Annotated in this window: 14 protein-coding genes; 9 read left to right on the top strand and 5 right to left on the bottom strand. The window is 57.8% G+C overall.

The features are described from left to right. Positions 1-37 precede the first annotated feature (37 nt). Both eat and A7D21_RS05700 read right to left on the bottom strand, forming a co-directional pair. Complete coding sequence (gene eat / locus A7D21_RS05705; RefSeq protein ID WP_053258197.1) at positions 38-1,471, bottom strand: ethanolamine permease; 1,434 nt, start codon at positions 1,469-1,471, stop codon at positions 38-40. Positions 1,472-1,631: 160 nt separating this feature from the next. After that, entirely contained in the window at positions 1,632-3,152 is a 1,521-nt protein-coding gene (locus A7D21_RS05700) for an aldehyde dehydrogenase family protein (protein ID WP_053258196.1), read from the bottom strand. 272 nt (positions 3,153-3,424) lie between these two features. Here A7D21_RS05700 and A7D21_RS05695 point away from each other — a divergent pair, with 272 nt between their 5' ends. The 7 genes from A7D21_RS05695 (at position 3,425) to A7D21_RS05665 (ending at position 13,139) form a co-directional block, all read left to right on the top strand. Next, positions 3,425-5,332, top strand: a complete 1,908-nt coding sequence (locus A7D21_RS05695; RefSeq protein ID WP_053258195.1) for a sigma-54-dependent Fis family transcriptional regulator — start codon at positions 3,425-3,427, stop codon at positions 5,330-5,332. Between the two features lie 176 nt (positions 5,333-5,508). After that, a complete protein-coding gene (locus A7D21_RS05690; RefSeq protein ID WP_139372164.1) occupies positions 5,509-8,709 on the top strand; it encodes a hypothetical protein in 3,201 nt (1,066 codons plus the stop codon). Between the two features lie 279 nt (positions 8,710-8,988). Beyond that, positions 8,989-9,939 carry a hypothetical protein gene (locus A7D21_RS05685; RefSeq protein WP_053258193.1) on the top strand — a complete coding sequence of 317 codons (951 nt, stop codon included), beginning with the start codon at positions 8,989-8,991 and terminating at the stop codon, positions 9,937-9,939. Positions 9,940-10,527: 588 nt separating this feature from the next. Continuing rightward, positions 10,528-10,773 carry a hypothetical protein gene (locus A7D21_RS05680; RefSeq protein WP_174599597.1) on the top strand — a complete coding sequence of 82 codons (246 nt, stop codon included), beginning with the start codon at positions 10,528-10,530 and terminating at the stop codon, positions 10,771-10,773. Positions 10,774-10,886: 113 nt separating this feature from the next. Next, complete coding sequence (mpl, locus tag A7D21_RS05675; protein ID WP_053258191.1) at positions 10,887-12,236, top strand: UDP-N-acetylmuramate:L-alanyl-gamma-D-glutamyl-meso-diaminopimelate ligase; 1,350 nt, start codon at positions 10,887-10,889, stop codon at positions 12,234-12,236. Further along, positions 12,233-12,862, top strand: a complete 630-nt coding sequence (gene ubiX / locus A7D21_RS05670; protein ID WP_053258190.1) for a flavin prenyltransferase UbiX — start codon at positions 12,233-12,235, stop codon at positions 12,860-12,862. Before mpl ends, ubiX begins: the two co-directional genes overlap by 4 nt. Further along, the gene (locus A7D21_RS05665) at positions 12,855-13,139 is read left to right on the top strand and encodes a YceK/YidQ family lipoprotein (protein ID WP_069551223.1); all 285 of its coding nucleotides are present in this window, start codon (positions 12,855-12,857) and stop codon (positions 13,137-13,139) included. The genes ubiX and A7D21_RS05665 overlap by 8 nt, the downstream gene beginning before the upstream one ends. A gap of 132 nt (positions 13,140-13,271) precedes the next feature. Here A7D21_RS05665 and A7D21_RS05660 read toward each other — a convergent pair whose 3' ends face one another. The 3 genes from A7D21_RS05660 to A7D21_RS05650 all read right to left on the bottom strand — a co-directional run bounded on the left by A7D21_RS05660 (position 13,272) and on the right by A7D21_RS05650 (position 16,222). Then, positions 13,272-13,913, bottom strand: a complete 642-nt coding sequence (locus A7D21_RS05660) for an oxidoreductase (protein WP_053258188.1) — start codon at positions 13,911-13,913, stop codon at positions 13,272-13,274. Positions 13,914-13,942: 29 nt separating this feature from the next. Further along, entirely contained in the window at positions 13,943-15,661 is a 1,719-nt protein-coding gene (locus tag A7D21_RS05655; RefSeq protein ID WP_053258187.1) for a C13 family peptidase, read from the bottom strand. A gap of 105 nt (positions 15,662-15,766) precedes the next feature. Continuing rightward, positions 15,767-16,222 (bottom strand): MaoC family dehydratase, encoded by a 456-nt coding sequence (locus A7D21_RS05650; protein ID WP_053258186.1) that lies wholly within the window; start codon positions 16,220-16,222, stop codon positions 15,767-15,769. A gap of 158 nt (positions 16,223-16,380) precedes the next feature. On the opposite strand from A7D21_RS05650, the gene A7D21_RS05645 reads away from it, so the two are divergent. Both A7D21_RS05645 and A7D21_RS05640 read left to right on the top strand, forming a co-directional pair. Next, positions 16,381-16,734: a CidA/LrgA family protein gene (locus A7D21_RS05645; protein WP_053258185.1), complete on the top strand. Its 354-nt coding sequence runs from the start codon at positions 16,381-16,383 to the stop codon at positions 16,732-16,734. Further along, complete coding sequence (locus A7D21_RS05640) at positions 16,731-17,447, top strand: LrgB family protein (RefSeq protein ID WP_053258184.1); 717 nt, start codon at positions 16,731-16,733, stop codon at positions 17,445-17,447. Before A7D21_RS05645 ends, A7D21_RS05640 begins: the two co-directional genes overlap by 4 nt. Positions 17,448-17,454 lie beyond the last annotated feature (7 nt).

Below are 17,454 nucleotides of genomic sequence, written 5' to 3'. Positions count from 1 at the left end.
GCTGAGAGTAAAGCGCCCGCGTCGAGGTTTACGGCAGTTAGTGCAAGGCGGCCTCTGCGGCCTGGATCGCCGCGAATTCCTCCTCCGGCGTGCCCGCTACCAAGTGATGCCGGCTGTAGAAAGCAAAGTAAGCAATTAATACTCCATAGATGATCGCCGCGCCAATCACCACCCGTGGATCCACCAGAAAGCCCGCTACGACGGCCACGCAGGCCAGCACCAGCGCAACGCCGGAGGTGAAAATGCCGCCCGGTGTGCGGTACGGACGGTCCATTTTGGGGCGACGGATGCGCAAGGTGATGTGCGCGGCCATCATCAGCACGTAGGAAATGGTCGCGCCAAACACGGCCACCAGGATCAGCAAGTCACCCTGGCCGGTCAGCGACAGGCCGAAACCGATGATGCCGGGGATCACCAACGCGAGCACTGGCGCCTTGCTTTTATTGGTCTGCGACAGTTTGCGCGGCAGGTAGCCGGCGCGGGACAAGGCGAAGATCTGCCGCGAATAGGCGTAGATAATCGAGAAAAAGCTCGCGATCAACCCCGCCAGGCCGACCAAATTGACGAAGCCGCCCATCCAGGTTGAACCGCCGTAGGAGAGTGCCAGTGCTTCCACCAGCGGGTTGCCGGATTTGATCAGCGCGTAAGTGCCGGCGCCGCCCGGTGCGATCACCAGAATCAGCAGGGCAAAACTGGTCAGCACCACAATGGCGCCAATCAGGCCGCGAGGCAGGTCGCGTTTAGGGTTTTTGGTTTCTTCAGCGGCCAGTGGCACGCCTTCAACGGCCAGGAAAAACCAGATTGCATAGGGAATTGCCGCCCATACGCCGACGTAGCCGAACGGCAGGAACGTGCTGGCGCCTTTGGCTTCCGTTACCGGGATGTCCAGCAAGTTGGCGACGTTGAAGTGCGGCACCATCGACACCAGGAATACACCCAGGGCAATCGCCGCGACAGCCGTAATCACAAACATCAGCTTCAAGGCTTCACCCACGCCAAAGATGTGGATGCCAATAAAGATGATGTAGAACGCCAGGTAAATCATCCAGCCGCCAATGCCGAACAGCGACTCGCAATAAGCGCCGATAAACACCGCGATGGCAGCGGGGGCGATGGCGTATTCGATCAGGATGGCGGTGCCCGTGAGGAACCCGCCCCACGGGCCGAAGGCGCTGCGGGCAAAACCGTAGCCGCCGCCGGCGGTGGGGATCATCGAAGACAGTTCAGCCAGAGAAAAACACATGCACAGGTACATGGTGGCCATCAGTAAGGTGGCAAGGAACATGCCGCCCCAACCACCCTGGGCCAGGCCGAAGTTCCAGCCGGCATAGTCGCCGGAGATTACATAGGCAACGCCGAGGCCGACTAACAGCACCCAGCCGGCGGCACCTTTTTTTAATTCGCGTTGTTGGAAGTAGTCGCTGCCGACTTTTTCGAAGTCGACGGAAGATCCAGTAGGTTCGCTAGGCATGGGAAGTACCGTCCGTTCTTATTGTTTTAGCTCGGCCTCTGGGTGCCGAATGCGAGTTGCAAGTACTTGCGAAGATCTAATGTGGGGGCTGGCTTGCCTGCATCGCAGGCAAGCCAGCCCCCACACTTGATTGCATTTCAAATGGGGGAGCGGGTGTTAGTTAGAAAAAGCCCAGCGGATTAATGTCGTAGCTCACCAGCAAGTTTTTGGTCTGCTGGTAGTGGTCCAACATCATCTTGTGTGTCTCACGGCCCACGCCGGACTTCTTGTAACCGCCGAACGCGGCGTGCGCCGGGTACAGGTGGTAGCAGTTGGTCCACACGCGGCCCGCCTTGATCGCACGGCCCATGCGGTAGGCGCGGTTGATGTCGCGGGTCCACACGCCGGCGCCGAGGCCGAACTCGGTGTCGTTGGCAATCGCCAGGGCTTCGGCTTCGTCCTTGAAGGTGGTGATGCTCACCACCGGGCCAAAGATTTCTTCCTGGAACACGCGCATTTCGTTGGTGCCCTTGAGCAGGGTCGGCTGGATGTAATAACCACCGGCCATGTCGCCGCTGAGCTGCTCGACCTTGCCGCCGGTCAGCAGTTGCGCGCCTTCGCCTTTGGCGATTTCCAGGTAGGACAGGATCTTGTCGAACTGCTGCTCGGACGCCTGGGCGCCGACCATGGTATCGGTGTCCAGCGGGTCGCCGCGTTTGATCTGCTCGACCTTCTTCATCACCACTTTCATGAAGTCGTCGTAGATCGACTCTTCTACCAGCGCGCGGGAAGGGCAGGTGCACACTTCGCCCTGGTTGAAGAATGCCAGCACCAGGCCTTCGGCGGCCTTTTCGATGAACGACGGTTCAGCCTTCATGATGTCGGCGAAGAAGATGTTCGGCGACTTGCCGCCCAGTTCGACGGTGGACGGAATAATGTTCTCGGCCGCCGCGTGCATGATGTGCGAGCCCACAGGCGTGGAGCCGGTGAAGGCGATCTTGGCGATGCGTTTGCTGGTGGCCAGGGCTTCGCCGGCTTCTTTGCCGAAACCGTGCACCACGTTCAGCACGCCTGGCGGCAGCAGGTCGCCGATCAACTCCATCAGCACGCTGATGCCCAGCGGGGTTTGTTCAGCGGGTTTGAGCACCACGCAGTTACCGGCGGCCAGGGCCGGCGCCAGTTTCCACGCGGCCATCAGCAGTGGGAAGTTCCACGGGATGATCTGGCCGACCACGCCCAGCGGTTCGTGGAAGTGGTACGACGCGGTCAGTTCGTTGATCTCGGCGCTGGTGCCTTCCTGGGCGCGGATGCAACCGGCGAAGTAGCGGAAGTGGTCAGCGGCCAGCGGGATGTCGGCGTTGAGGGTTTCCCGCACGGCCTTGCCGTTGTCCCAGGTTTCGGTGATGGCCAGCAGTTCGAGGTTCTGTTCGATGCGGTCGGCAATTTTCAGCAGCACCAGCGAACGGTCCTGAGCCGAGGTCTTGCCCCAGGCATCTGCGGCGGCATGGGCGGCGTCGAGGGCTTTGTCGATGTCTTTGGCAGTGGAGCGCGGGAATTCGGCGATGGGCTTGCCGTTGACCGGCGAGGTGTTGGAGAAGTAGTTGCCATCCACCGGCGCAACGAATTCGCCGCCGATGTAGTTACCGTACTTGGCCTTGAACGAAACGATCGCGCCTTCAGTACCGGGATGTGCATAACGCATGGTGGGTATCTCCTGACTTTTATGTTTATTGGAGTTCAGCGGTGTTGCGCTTGATAAAGCGTAGAGCAAAGGTTGGGCCACTGCGTTGCAGGCCAGGTAAATCAAGGGCTTGGGGTTTGTTGCAAGGCGTTGCTGTGACAGGCGTGGTACAGGTGGGGTGACAGTTTGTGCCATAAACGGTACAGCCTGTGACCGGTGGGTCTGCCCGGGATTGCAATGGCCGGATGGCTGGGGGATGCTGGCTGCTCTCCCGCAGAGAGAATAATAAGAACATGCACAACGATCATTTCAGTCGCCATGCCCAGCAAGTCCTGACCGTCACCCGTGGGCAAGACCTTGCCCAAGGCCCCGGCAGCGACCCGTCCATCGCCCGCTCCTGGCTGCGCTGCCTGGAGGATTACCACCTCGACCCCGCGTTGAGCATCGCCCCCACCGTGCTTGAGCATGGCCGCCTGCTGGAAAGCCGCGAACGCCTGCAACAGGTGCTGAGCATCGCCGGCAGTGAGATGAACAGCCTGCATCAACAGCTCTCCGGCGCAGGCCATGCGGTGCTGCTCACCGATGCGCGCGGGGTGATCCTCAACTGTGTCACCGCGCCGTCCGAGCGCAAGATTTTCGAGCGCGCCGGGCTGTGGCTGGGGGCGGACTGGAGCGAGGCGTGCGAAGGCACCAATGGCATCGGCACCTGCCTGGTGGAGCGCCAGTCCCTGACGATTCACCGCGATGAGCACTTTCGCGGCCGCCATACGGGGCTGACCTGTTCGGCGAGCCCGGTGTTCGATCCCCAGGGTGAGTTGCTGGCGGTGCTGGACGTGTCGTCGGCGCGCGAGGCGGTGTCGCGTCAGAGCCAGTTTCACACCATGGCACTGGTGAACTTGTCGGCGAAGATGATCGAGAGCTGTTACTTCCTGCGCCATTTTGAGAACCACTGGCTGCTGCGCTTTCACTTGCAGGCAGAATCGGTGGGGTTGTTCAGCGAAGGACTGCTGGCGTTCGACGGTGAAGGGCGTATCTGTGCGGTCAACCAGAGCGCGCTGAACCTGCTGGGGCAAGCGCGTGGCGGTTTGCTGGGGCAGCCGGTGGAGGCGTTTTTTGAATGCACCCTCGACCAGTTGCTCGGCCGCGCCAGCGCCAACGCTACCGCCAGCTGGCCGCTGCGAACGCGAGATGGCCGGTCTTTGTTCGCCGTATTGCGCGGGCAGGCGCGCCGCGCGCCGCCGCTCATGGCCAAGCCCGAAGCTCCACGCCTGCCGGGCATCTGCCTGGGCGACCCTGCGTTGCAGAGTGATTTTAACAAGGCGCTGAGGGTGTTCGAGCGTGACGTGCCGCTGCTGATCAACGGCGAAACCGGCTGCGGTAAAGAGGCGTTCGCCAAGGCCGTGCATCAGGCCAGTTCGCGTGCCAATAACGCCTTCGTCGCTCTCAACTGTGCCGCCATCCCGGAAAACCTGATTGAAAGCGAGTTGTTCGGTTACCGCGGCGGCAGCTTTACCGGCGCGTTGAAAGAAGGCATGCGTGGCAAATTGCAGCAAGCCGACGGCGGCACGCTGTTTCTCGATGAGATTGGCGACATGCCTTTCGCGTTGCAAACCCGTCTTTTAAGGGTACTGGAAGATCGCGTGGTGGTGCCCATCGGCGGTGCGCCGCAGGCGGTAGACGTCAGAATCATCAGCGCCACCCATCGTGACCTGTTAGCACGTGTTGCGAACGGTAGCTTCCGCGAAGATCTTTACTATCGTCTCAACGGTCTTGAAATAGCCGTGCCGCCCCTGCGTGAGCGGAGTGATAAAGCGCAATTACTGGCGTTTTTGCTGGCGGAAGAGGCAGCAGGACAGGTTGTGTTGCTTGATGAGAAGGCGCGCCACGCGTTGCTCGACTACGCCTGGCCGGGCAACGTTCGGCAATTGCGCAACGTACTTCGCACCTTGGCGGCCTTGTGCGAGAACGGGCGAATCAGGTTAGACGATTTGCCGCCCCTCATTCGCCAGGCGCGAGCGGCGATGGTTGTCGAGCCCCGGCAGGGGGGCGCTCTGGACGATGCAGAGCGCGTAGTGTTGCTCAACGCACTGAAGCAGCAACATTGGCACATGTCCCACGCAGCAGAAAGTTTGGGAGTGAGCCGGAATACGCTTTACCGCAAGTTACGCAAGCATGGAATCGAACGGTGTCCACAAGTGTGATCTGCACGTTGTTAGCGCAGCACGTATGAAGCGTGATTATTAGGCGCTGATGAGGGCACTATTTAGAGCTGAAATATCTGGATAAATTTTCTCGAATTTTTTTTGTATGATTTGTAAGACATTGCACCACTCAGCGTACGAAGAGTTATTCATTTGAATCGTACGCGGGTGTGGAAATGACAAATTTTCAAGACGTTAGAGTAACGCCTACCTTATCAGGCAGCGTGGTTGGCGAACCTCCTGCGGCGGCCATCAATAGTGCAGTCGTTCACAGCAACACACACGCGCAAATGCCTGACACTCCCGAAACGCGTGCAATGGCTGACGCTCAGTTGGCGAAGCCCTATGCGATCGCATTAGCGACGCGCTCCTATCACACCTCAATAGGGCCGCCTGACGTTCAAGTTACCCCTGAGTCCACACTCGGGCGTTGGCGCACCCTATTGGACAGTGCTTTCAAAAGCCCTGGATTTTTATCGTGGGCGAAAGTACAGGGGCTTGATACCAGGAGCCTCAAACTGGATCCCTTCCTCGGGGAGTTGACCGGCATTGTAAATGGCAAGATGCAAACGTTTTCCCTAAAAGATGATTCGGGCTGGGCAGATGTTTCTCGTGTGCTGTTGTCGATTGCCAGGGGCATCGCTCCAATGCCCGGGCAGGCGTTCAATTACCCCTGGCCGGACGGTAAGGTGCCGTTTTACACGGTGGGGCGATTTTACGGAGAGCCTATCGACCTCTCCCCTTCGCAAGCTGCCTCGCACATTAAGAAATTGAAAGAAGGCGCCGCGTTTGAGTTTGCACCTGTGGGGCATGCGGCGCAGCGATCGGTAGAAGCATTAGCGGAGCAGGGCAAGGCGCAGGGTGATGACGCTAACCGTCATGCACTTATCGCTGCACTGAGGTCCCAGGTAGACGATGCTGAAGGGAAGATCGATCTGAATAACGTTATGGTCCCGATTGACCGACGTTCAAGTTTATTTCTTACCGAACAGCGCCGGGAGATAAGTGTTGCACAACTGCTCGAAAGGCAAGGGCATAAACTACCCGTCGACAGCACGCAGGCGCATGGCCTGGCTAACGCACTGACCTTTGACCTTGCGCATAGGGTGCCTGGGGTTGACGCTGGGGGCGTCAGGCATATTGGTGGGCTGCTGAACAGAACTGAACTACGCAAGATGAAAGCGGTGGTGGATCAGTGGAAGTTGAAGCATGCAAGCCAGGCACCTGATCCGCAGACAGGGGGTGGGGCAGGCAGTTTGTTACGCGGCCTGATCAGCACACTTACGACGTCTACAAAGAAGGTGATTGCGGACAACCCTTCATTTGCTTTTGACCAACTCATCCGGTCGCCCGAGGCGCAGGCGTTGGGCAAAACCATACAAGGTAGAATCAAATTAGCAGCGTCGCCGACCGGTGCAACTGAGGCCTTGACTGCGGCGCTTGTGCAAGAGCTTGACCCTAATCCAGGAAAGTCACGTTTCAACGTGGCGGGTTATAACCTCTATAAAAGCGAAAATGTAGGTGCCACCGCTGCTGAAATCGTCAAGCGTTTTACCGCTTACCTTGAAACTAAGGTGGGTGTTGAAGCGGCGCCTCTTGCTGCGCAACTATTACTGTCAGCCGTCGCCCCTGAACTGCTGGTAAAAAACATTCCACCTGAACTTGTTTATGGGACTCATACGTGGGTGGATTTTTCTATAGCCGTTGCACTGGTAGAGCAAGAAGCGCCTGGCGCATCGGGGAACATGACGCTCAGTCAAGTCATGAACTATGCGGAAGCGCAACTTAGTATTCTTGACGGTGGGGATGAGTTAGCTGCCGCATCAACCGATGCGCTTATTGCGTGGGGCCTCGCTAATAAGGTGATTAAAAACAAACCCCAGGGTCACTATACGTTCGAAGACGTTGAGCAATCATTAACGGTGTTAAAAAAGCAGAAAAAGGAATTGGCGTGGGCACGCGCTGAGCTGATGAAGCCAGCGCCCACTCGGGAGGCGTTGGCGCTGGCTGAGTTCCAGCGGGTGTTCCCGGGGGTTGACCCGACGAAGATAACATTACGAAGTAAAATGGATGACAAGTATCGTGTCTCGCCACTTGATGTCTTCATGACGAAGCCTCTTAATCTGGACTGGTGGGAGCCGATAAATAAAGAGAAACTACCTTGGGAAACGATTAAGTCTCGCTTTTCCGAGCTTGGTCCAGACATCAATAAAACATTTTCTGAAGCGTTTGAAGACTATACAAAGACTCAAGCGGCGGCCTGGGCTATCCAGTTCAAGTACCAGGTTTCTCTGCTGCCTATAGCCGTACAAGAGCGTATAAACCAAGCGGATGTCACGTTCATGGGCGTGTCTCGCCCTTTTTTGGGTACAGAAGAAACGAACAACCACCGACTGTACCCCGGGCGCCGACCACGAACGCCGACCCCTAATGAACTCAAAGAGTTGGAAGGGCGGCAAGGTGTACTTATGAAAGTGCAGGGAGCTGATGGCAAGGTCGAGTACTATAGTTACTACCCAGGCCTGGGAAAAATCGTTAAGGAAAAGGGTAATCCGGGAGAACAGTCAAATTTTGACGACAGCAAGTATTTCGCCCCGAAGTACAGAGCCCGCGTACGCGGCACATATGATGTTTTTACGAAATTTGATGCCACCAATCAGGACCGTGATTTGCCTGAGGTAACCGGTGAAGGACGAGTTCCTTATTTTTCTCGACGAAACGGTTCGCTGGCTACCGTGGTGGGTAAGTTTTTTACAAAAGATTATGGGTATTTGAAAGCACTGTATGCCGGTCAAACGAGGATTGAAAAAAATACAGCAAGTATTCAAGCTGTCAATAATTTTTTGCTTTCGCTTATTCCTTTTTATGACGGTATTAAAGATGCGATAAAGGGTAATGTTGCGGGCGCAGTGTTTAATATCGGGTTCGATATTTTGGGGTTCTTTCTTCCCGGGGCAAGTGCCGCGAGCAAGGCGATGAAACTGGGCAAGTCAGCAGGTAAAGTACTCAAACGCTCTTTTTTTGCTGGTCTCGGCGCTTCGGCGGGCGTTACCGATGCTATTAACCTGCCGAGGAATATTAAGCGGGGGGTGGTGGCTGTCGGTAAGGATATGACGAAGGTGTACAAACACGCCGATGAGGTGCTTTCTCGACTCAAAGGCAACTATAGGTCTTATGAAGTAACACGGACTTATAAGGACGGTGATATCGTCAAGGGCTTCTATCAAGTGGAATCAGATGGTGTGCGTAGGCCAATCGTCGCTGTCTTAAATAAGGGGGTTTGGTATGCGTACAGTTCCCTCATGAATACACCCTTTGGTCCTCAGTTAGCGCAATTTGGTGTGCTGAACGCACTGACGCCGTCGAATAAAACGTAATGATGTTCAGGCGGGTGGGTTGACGAGCGCTCACCGCATTAGTGTGAGTGCGTTATAAGCGATGCGCATCGATGAGCGATTTAGCTGGCTGATGAGTTTCAGGCTGGCTGTTGAAGTGTACCTGCGCGCCTGGAAAGTATTCTCCAAGATTGTTGCGTATTTGTCATAGGGCTAAACTATTTGTTTTGTAGCTTGGAACTGCTTGCGGCCTGTCTGTTACACAGTAAGTGGAAGAAATGGATGGCTTTCTAATGCAAATCAATCATTAGGTAGATCATTATGATGTTTTCAAATGCAGCCGCAAGGCCGGTAGTATTCTCAAAGATTGGGGAGTTTTTCAGTGGTGGATTCACCAGAACCGAAACGCCTAGTTCTATAAAGGTAGGTGAAGCACCTAAGGTAGAAGGCCCGGGAGGGTCCAAGCCGGCAGACGGTAGCAATAACGATTTTGATCAGGGTTTTGTTGATAAAAAGGTGGGCTTCGACGGGCCGGGTCAAGCCACGGGTCATCGCCAGACTGGGAATGCCCCTGATACAGAGGCCCCAGTTACTCCGGAAGTGGCTCAATACAGAGAAGCCAACAGGAAGAAGTGGCAAGCTCAAAAAGATGCTGGCTCCCGGGATAAGCTATTTGCTCAGCCGACGGCAGGTCGAGTAGACGGAAAGGAGGTGGAGCCTTTTTCACAGAGTAAGCTGGAAGAAAGCGCCCAGGCGGTCGTGAATGCTAAAGCTGCGAAGGCGGATCGAGCACTCCCGCTTGAAAGGCGAAATATTGTCAAGGTCGCCGCAATTACGGCAGCGATCACAGTACCCTTAACAGTTGCCGGGACATTTGCCGCCAACGTCCTTCTTGAATTTCTCAAGCCCAAAATCAATCCAGCGCAAAAACCGGCCACAGAGCAACATGTTATGGAGTCGCGGTTGGTTGATGAATCTCAAAGGGGTGTATTCCTATTAGCCAATACGTTGGGTAGCCTTCGTACAGAATATGGTGTCACCCCAAGTATTGAATGGTTGGCAAAGACAAATGAAGAGCGGATGGACTATCTTGATGAAATACTTGACTTCCTCGAAGTAGAATTTGCTAAAGAAGCGGAAAAGCTGAAGATTAAAGTTGAGGCCCCGAAACCCGGTGCGCAGGAAGATGATATCAAGAGCCGGGCTATTGGCATGGAATCCAGAATGGCATACATCACCGAGCTGATGAAAGCTATCACCGCCAAGCAATAGTTAATCCCAGCGTTGTACACGTTGTAGTGGGTTGTTTCGACGGATCCACTGCTTAAGCAGTTGCTCACGTAACAGGGGTAACTGCTGACGCTGTTTTCATACAATAACCTCTGGTCACGCTGTCTCAAGGCGATCAGCCCGCATCACATGCACACCTCGCCTGTACCCATCCTTGGCCCGTACCTGCGCATCCCCGCACGCGTAAGTTTCCTCGCCGTGCAGCAACTGATCGTCGCATCCACCAGCGTGCCGTGACGCCGCAGCAAACCACGATCACCCAGATAGCCATTGGGGTAGGCTGTATGCAGTTGTTAGTTATATTAATCGACATAATTGTCTCGTGGCTTAGTTGTTCTGGGACTTATTGGGTGGTGTGGGCCAATTAATGTTTGAGTGCCGGGGAAGCCGCTCTTCAATGTCAAACACTGTCTGGTTGGCTTTCTGGTCAGTGGGTCTGCGCTCAGGGTATAGGGAATTAAAATAGCTCGCCAATTTGGACTTTTCGAATGATTGCCTTTGAAGGTTGGCGCTTATCAAGTAAGCCTTAAACTTGGTTGACCTTATAAAAATTTTTCGCAATTCGCGCTGTTGATTCAGGTGCGCTGGAAAAAAATGCTCGGGGTTTCAGAGCAACATCTAAAGAAAGCCGCTCGGCAGAACGGCATCGTTTATAAGCCGCATAAACCCGGCGAACAAATCCCTGCCGATGCAAAAGGGCGCCTTGGCCTGATTGAAAGGAAATTCGAACGCATGGTCGAGTCTTATGAAAACCTGCGCTGGCTGGCTGCGATAAAAGCCAGCCAGCGCGAAACCGGGGCCTCTGCCACCGCGTGAACGAGGCGCCATCGAGCGAGGTGCCTGGCGCATTTCGCTCGCGCTGCAACCGTTAAAAAGGTGCGATTTCCTACTCCCTGCGCTAACCTGCCTCGATGTTTACGAGGTCAACTATGCACATTCATATTCTAGGTATTTGCGGCACATTCATGGGTTCGATGGCGGTTCTGGCCAAAGAGCTGGGCCATCACGTCACGGGTTCCGACGCCAACGTCTACCCGCCCATGAGCACCCAGCTGCAGGCCCAGGGTATTGAACTGACCCAAGGTTACGACCCCGCGCAATTCGACCCGGTGCCGGACCTGGTGGTGATCGGCAACGCCATGTCCCGTGGCAACCCGGCGGTCGAATATGTACTCAACAAAGGTTTGCCGTATGTGTCCGGCCCGCAGTGGCTGGCCGACCATGTGCTGCAAGGCCGTTGGGTACTGGCGGTGGCGGGCACCCATGGCAAGACCACCACCAGCAGCATGCTGGCCTGGGTGTTGGAACACGCGGGCATGAGCCCGGGCTTTTTGATTGGTGGGGTGCCGCAAAACTTCTCGGTGTCGGCGCGCCTGGGCGATACGCCGTTTTTTGTGATTGAGGCCGATGAGTACGACAGCGCCTTCTTCGACAAACGCTCCAAATTCGTCCACTACCGCCCGCGCACCGCGATCCTCAACAACCTCGAGTTCGATCACGCAGACATTTTCCCCGATCTGGCCGCCATCGAGCGCCAGTTTCACCATTTGGTGCGCACCATCCCAAGCGAAGGCCTGGTGATCCACCCGACCACCGAACCGGCCTTGCAGCGCGTGATCGACATGGGCTGCTGGACGCCGGTGCAAACCACCGGTGTGGGTGGGCAATGGCAGGTTAACTTGCTCAGTGAAGACGGCTCGCGTTTTGAAGTGCTGTTCGAAGGTCAGGCCCAAGGCATCGTCGACTGGGGCATGACCGGCCAGCACAATGTCGCCAACGCTTTGGTCACCCTGGCAGCCGCCAGGCATGTGGGCGTGGTGCCTGCCATGGGCATCGCGGCATTGAGCGCGTTCAAGAGCGTGAAGCGCCGCATGGAAAAAGTCGCCGACGTGAATGGGATCACCATCTACGACGACTTTGCCCACCACCCGACGGCCATTGCCACCACGCTGGATGGCCTGCGCAAGCGAGTCGGTGATGCCAATATCATTGCCATTATCGAGCCGCGCTCCAATTCCATGAAGCTCGGCGCGCACCGCGATGGTTTGCCGGAAAGCGTCAACGACGCCGACCAAGTGGTCTGGTACGCCCCGGCCAACCTCGGCTGGGACCTGCCGGCGATTGCGGCGCTGTGCACAGTGCCTTCGATCGTGTGTGACTCTATTGAGTCGATCATCGAACACGTCAAACACCAAGCCAAGCCCGGCACCCATGTGGTGGTCATGAGCAACGGCGGCTTCGGCGGCCTGCACGGCAAGCTGGCCGAGGCGCTCAAATGAGTGGCCCGGAACGCATTACCCTGGCGATGACGGGCGCATCCGGTGCGCCTTATGGCCTGCGCCTGCTGGACTGTCTGGTACGTGAAGATCGCGAAGTGCACTTTCTGATTTCCAAGGCCGCGCAACTGGTACTGGCCACCGAGACGGATGTGCAACTGCCGGCCAAGGTGCAGATGATGCAAGCCTTCCTCACCGAGTACACCGGGGCGGCGGCGGGGCAGATCAAGGTTTACGGCAAAGAGGACTGGATGTCGCCAGTGGCCTCCGGCTCCGGTGCGCCGGCGGCGATGGTGGTGGTGCCGTGCTCCACCGGCACCTTGTCGGCGATTGCCACGGGCGCCTGCAACAACCTGATCGAGCGGGCGGCGGACGTGACCCTGAAGGAGCGCCGCCAGTTGATCCTGGTGCCGCGCGAGGCGCCGTATTCGAGTATCCACCTGGAGCACATGCTCAAGTTGTCGAACATGGGCGTGACCATCTTGCCGGCCTCGCCGGGTTTCTATCACCAGCCGCAAACCATCGATGACCTGGTGGACTTCGTCGTCGCACGGGTCCTCAACCTGCTGAACATTCCCCAGGACATGCTGCCGCGTTGGGGCGAGCACCATTTGAGCAGTGATGAATAAGGCGCTGCTGGTGGTGTTGGCGTTGCAGCTGACGGGCTGCGCCACGGCGCGCACGCTGGATGCCGCGCAACCTGGGGCGCCGGTGGTGTATGCCGGCACGCGGCTGGATTTGTATGCGATCAACGGCGGCTGTTGTGCCAAAGACCGCTTTGGCGCTGAGGCGCCGAGCTATCCGCATGTGGATCTGCCGGCCAGTGCGGTGCTCGATACCTTGTTGTTGCCGTTGTCGTTATTGACGGTGTTGGGCGTGGGGTTTAATGCCACCGGCGGGCTTTAACCCCAGACTTATAAGCGACCTGAATCTATTGTGGGAGCGGGCTTGCTCGCGAATGCGGCGTGTCAGTCAGCTTATGCATCGACTGAAACACCACATTCGCGAGCAAGCCCGCTCCCACATTTTCAGATCGTATTACTTGCCGAGCTTGCGCAACTCATCCGACTCCACCACCCGCACGCCATCTTGCTCTTCCAGCGCCAGGCGCCACATGGCGCGGGCCAGTTCGCAAACTTCGATACCGTGGTATTTGCCCGGAATCAACCGCGACAACGGCCCGGCAATCTTCTCGGCCAGGCGCGATTCCAGACGCTCCCCCAGCAGCAAAGAAGGCCGCACGATGGTCAGTTGCGGCCAGTCCTGAGCCCTCAACGCCTGTTCCATCTCGCCTTTGACCCGGTTGTAGAAGATTGAGGATTTCGGGTCGGCGCCAATCGCGCTGATGACGATCAGGTGCCGTGCGCCCAATTCCCGTGCGCGCTTGGCGAAGGCCACTACCATGTCCAGGTCGACAGCTTTGAAGGCGGCCTCGGAACCCGCCTGCTTGATGGTTGTACCCAGGCAGCAGAAGGCGATATCCACCTGGCCGCTCAATTGCGGCAGGAACACTGCCGGGTCACCCACGGGATTTTCCAGGCGTGGGTGTTCGGCCAGTGGTTTGCGACTCGGCGCCAGTACGCGGGTCACCGTCGGCTCGTTGAGCAGGCGGTCCAGCAGGTGCTCGCCAGTCAGGCCGGAGGCGCCGGCAAGCAAAATATGCTGAGGTGTCAGGTACATGGTGTTTCCCCCTTGTTACACGTTACAGCTTAGTTGCCTTTGGCTTCCTTGCTATTCATTGAGACGCTTTCGAGCGCCTTTCGTGCCTGCTGTTTACGTAATAGTTGCCAATGGGCGATCACGCCTTTGGGCGCCCAGATCTGCGGTTCGGAGGCTTCGAAGTTGTCCGCCTGTTCGCGTTCGGCGACATGCAGTTGCGCCAGTTTGAAGGCTTGTTGCAAGTCATCGGTCTGGTTGAAGGCTTGTGCGAAAAGGGCATCGCCGAAGTAGGTGAAGTCTGCCTCTTCTGAGCAACCGAACGACACGCGGTCGGCGCGGGAGGCGGTCATGATCAGCGTGCGCTCGTCCTTCAGTGCCGGGATAAAACCGCCCGAGTAGCAGGCGGAAATCACGATGATCTTGTCGCGGTTTTTCAGCGGCGCGAGCACGGCGGCCAGTTCATCGGCAGGCAGGTCGGCCAGTTCCATGCGCGGTTGGTCCAGCACCAATTCGTGTTCGTGGGTGCCGTGGCTGGTCATGTAGATAAACACCAGGTCTTGCGGCCCGGTGCGTTCGGCGAGGGTTTGCACGGCGCGGCGCAGGCTTTCGCGGGTGGCCAGGGGGCGGTCGGCGATGTGGTCGCGGTGGTTGACCAGGCGAATCTGCCCGCGCGCCCCGAAGCGGGTGGCGAGCAGGTTGCTGACGTAATCGGCCTCACGCAGGAACACGCTTTGCTTGCCATCACCGGCCAGCGCGAGGGTGTACAACTCGACGGCGCCCGTTGAGGGTGGCACGGCAGCGAGGGCGGCATCGAGCAGGCGGCCTTGGGCCAGTACGCCGATTTCCAGCGGGTCGGGCAGTAGCTTGCCGTCGGCATCGCGCACGCGCATGCCATTGACCCAGGTGCCGGCCTGCACGGTGCCGTCGGTGAGGACGAGGGTGCCGGTGCCTTGATAGCTGTCGCTGTCGAAGCCGCCGATGTAGAAGCTGCCATCCGTGAGGTTCAGGCGGCCTTGACCGGAGAAGCGCCATTCACTGAACTGGCCGACATAGTGGCTGCCATCAACGCCGATCAGCTCGCCTTTGCCACTGAGTGCGCCTTCCTTGAACTGACCGATCCACACGTCGCCGTCGGCGTTTTCATAACGGCCTTTGCCATTGAGCTGGTTCTGTTTGAACTGGCCGACATAGATATCGCCGTCGGCGCTGTTGAAGGTGCCGTTGCCTTCGAGCTGGCCGTCGACAAAGTGGCCGCTGAACTGGTTGCCACTGTCGTCGTTGCGCTGGCCTTCGCCATTCGGTTTGCCGTGGGCGAACTGGCCCTGGTACTGGCTGCCGTCGGGCAGTTCCAGGCGGCCGAGGCCGGAGTACTGATCGTCCTTGAATTCGCCGCGGTAGGTCATTTGCCCCTCTTTGAGGGTGCCTTCGCCGTTGCGTCGACCGTTCTTGAAACCGCCGACGTAGCTGCTGCCCGCCGTGGTCAGGCTGCCCTGGCCGTCGAACAGGCCTTGCTGGAACTGGCCTTTATAGACCTCGCCGTTGCTGCCATGCCATTCGCCCTGGCCATGCCACTGGCCTTTGTCGAACTGGCCGGCGTACCAACTGCCGTTGGGGTAGTCCACGCGACCCTGGCCTTGCAGTAAGCCATTGACCACATCGCCACGGTAGCGGCCGCCGTCGGGCAGGCGCGCATCGGGCGGCAACAGCGATTCGCCGTCTCCGCAAGCGGTGAGCAACAGGGCAAGGGCAAGGGGAGCGAGTGGGCGCATAGCGGGATCCGGATAATTGAGCGCCGAGTATGCCGCAGCTGCGAGTTTCATACATAAATTTACATACACTGTGGCAAGGTTTATCCCCTCACCACAGGCAAGGCCTTACACGAAGCAGAGTGACAGCGACTCAGCGATGTAAGCAGGTTTTTCCTGGCCTTCGATTTCCAGCGTGGCGGTGGCCTTAAATAGCCATTGGCCAGGTTTTTTCTCGTTGACGTCGGTGAGCGTGACGTTCAGGCGGACCTTGGAGTCAACCTTCACGGGCTGGATGAAACGCACGCTGTCCAGGCCATAGTTGACGGCCATCTTCAGGCCTTCGGGCATGATCAGGATGTCTTCCATGAGCTTGGGCATCAACGACAGCGACAGGAAACCATGTGCGATGGTGCTGCCGAATGGCGTCTTGGCCGCCTTGACCGGGTCGACGTGGATGAACTGATGATCGCCAGTGGCCTCTGCGAACAGGTTGATACGCGCCTGGTCGATGGTGAGCCATTCGGAACGTCCCAGTTCCTTGCCGACATAATCTTTGAGTTGCGCTACAGGTACATAGGGCATTGCGACTCTCCTTGGTTCATCGTTTTTTTAGATGTGCGAATTCCATCTTAGATCATCATGGGCAACCAGCCCGGTCAACCCACCATGCTTTTGGCGAATGCCGGCGCATAGAGCGGGCGTGCTTATAATGCGGGCGAGCGTCGAGGGGGAGAGAACGCATGCTGTTACGTGGCCTGACATGGCTGGTGCTGTTTCAATTGATGGGCACCGCCATCAATCATTTGCTGTTGCCGGTGCTGCCGGGGCCGATCATCGGCTTGCTGTTGATGCTGGGGTTTCTGATCTGGCGCGGTGAAGTCGGCGAACCCTTGAGCCTGGCCGCCAGCAGTCTGTTGCGTTATTTGCCGTTGCTGCTGGTGCCGCCGGCGGTGGGCGTGATGGTGTATGCCAAGGACATTGCCGCAGACTTCTGGGCCATCATCGGCGCACTGGTGTTGTCGCTGGTGATTGCCATGGGCGTTGTCGGCGTACTCATGCAGTCCATGGTCAAGCGCAAGGAGGAGGATCAATGACCGTCGACTGGCACGGCGCATGGACGGCAGTGATTCATCACCCGCTGTTCGGCATCGGTATCACCCTTGGCGCCTATCAACTGGTGCTGGCGGCGTTCGAGAAAACCCGCTGGATCTTCCTGCAACCGGTCCTGGTGTCCATGCTGCTGGTCATCGGCGTCTTGCTCTCCTGCGGCCTGACTTACGCCGAGTACCGCAAGAGCACCGAGATCATGGGCATCCTGCTCGGTCCTGCAACCGTGGCCCTGGCGGTGCCGCTCTTTTTGAACCTGCGCAGGATTCGCCAATTGTTCTGGCCGATTTTTACTACGCTGGTGATAGGCGGTGTGTTGGCCACCGGTTTGTGCGTCTTGCTGGGCTGGGGGTTTGGCGCCGAACATCGGATGCTGATGACCATGGCGCCCAAGTCGGTCACCTCACCGATAGCCATGCTGGTGGCCGAGCAGATCGGCGGCGTGGCCGCGCTGGCCGCCGTGTTCGTGCTGATTACCGGCGTGATCGGCGCGATGATCGGCCCGGCGTACCTGTCACGGTTGGGCGTGCACAGCCCTGAGGCGCGCGGCATGGCCCTGGGCATGACCGCCCACGCCGTCGGCACGTCGGTGGCCTTGCAGGAAAGCGAAGAGTGCGGCGCCTTTGCGGCGCTGGCCATGAGTCTGATGGGTGTGGCCACGGCGGTTTTTCTGCCGCTTGCTGTGTCCGTGATCGTTTAAACCGGGT

The organism is Pseudomonas sp. AP19, from assembly GCF_001728855.1.
Taxonomy (GTDB): domain Bacteria; phylum Pseudomonadota; class Gammaproteobacteria; order Pseudomonadales; family Pseudomonadaceae; genus Aquipseudomonas; species Aquipseudomonas fluorescens.
This window is presented reverse-complemented; position numbering and strand designations above follow the sequence as displayed.

Bases quoted from the DNA above. Each gene is read 5' to 3' on its own strand.
- eat (WP_053258197.1), bottom strand. From the start codon at position 1,471: ATGCCTAGCGAACCTACTGGATCTTCCGTCGACTTCGAAAAAGTCGGC.
- A7D21_RS05700 (WP_053258196.1), bottom strand. From the start codon at position 3,152: ATGCGTTATGCACATCCCGGTACTGAAGGCGCGATCGTTTCGTTCAAG.
- A7D21_RS05695 (WP_053258195.1), top strand. From the start codon at position 3,425: ATGCACAACGATCATTTCAGTCGCCATGCCCAGCAAGTCCTGACCGTC.
- A7D21_RS05690 (WP_139372164.1), top strand. From the start codon at position 5,509: ATGACAAATTTTCAAGACGTTAGAGTAACGCCTACCTTATCAGGCAGC.
- A7D21_RS05685 (WP_053258193.1), top strand. From the start codon at position 8,989: ATGATGTTTTCAAATGCAGCCGCAAGGCCGGTAGTATTCTCAAAGATT.
- mpl (WP_053258191.1), top strand. From the start codon at position 10,887: ATGCACATTCATATTCTAGGTATTTGCGGCACATTCATGGGTTCGATG.
- ubiX (WP_053258190.1), top strand. From the start codon at position 12,233: ATGAGTGGCCCGGAACGCATTACCCTGGCGATGACGGGCGCATCCGGT.
- A7D21_RS05665 (WP_069551223.1), top strand. From the start codon at position 12,855: ATGAATAAGGCGCTGCTGGTGGTGTTGGCGTTGCAGCTGACGGGCTGC.
- A7D21_RS05660 (WP_053258188.1), bottom strand. From the start codon at position 13,913: ATGTACCTGACACCTCAGCATATTTTGCTTGCCGGCGCCTCCGGCCTG.
- A7D21_RS05655 (WP_053258187.1), bottom strand. From the start codon at position 15,661: ATGCGCCCACTCGCTCCCCTTGCCCTTGCCCTGTTGCTCACCGCTTGC.
- A7D21_RS05650 (WP_053258186.1), bottom strand. From the start codon at position 16,222: ATGCCCTATGTACCTGTAGCGCAACTCAAAGATTATGTCGGCAAGGAA.
- A7D21_RS05645 (WP_053258185.1), top strand. From the start codon at position 16,381: ATGCTGTTACGTGGCCTGACATGGCTGGTGCTGTTTCAATTGATGGGC.
- A7D21_RS05640 (WP_053258184.1), top strand. From the start codon at position 16,731: ATGACCGTCGACTGGCACGGCGCATGGACGGCAGTGATTCATCACCCG.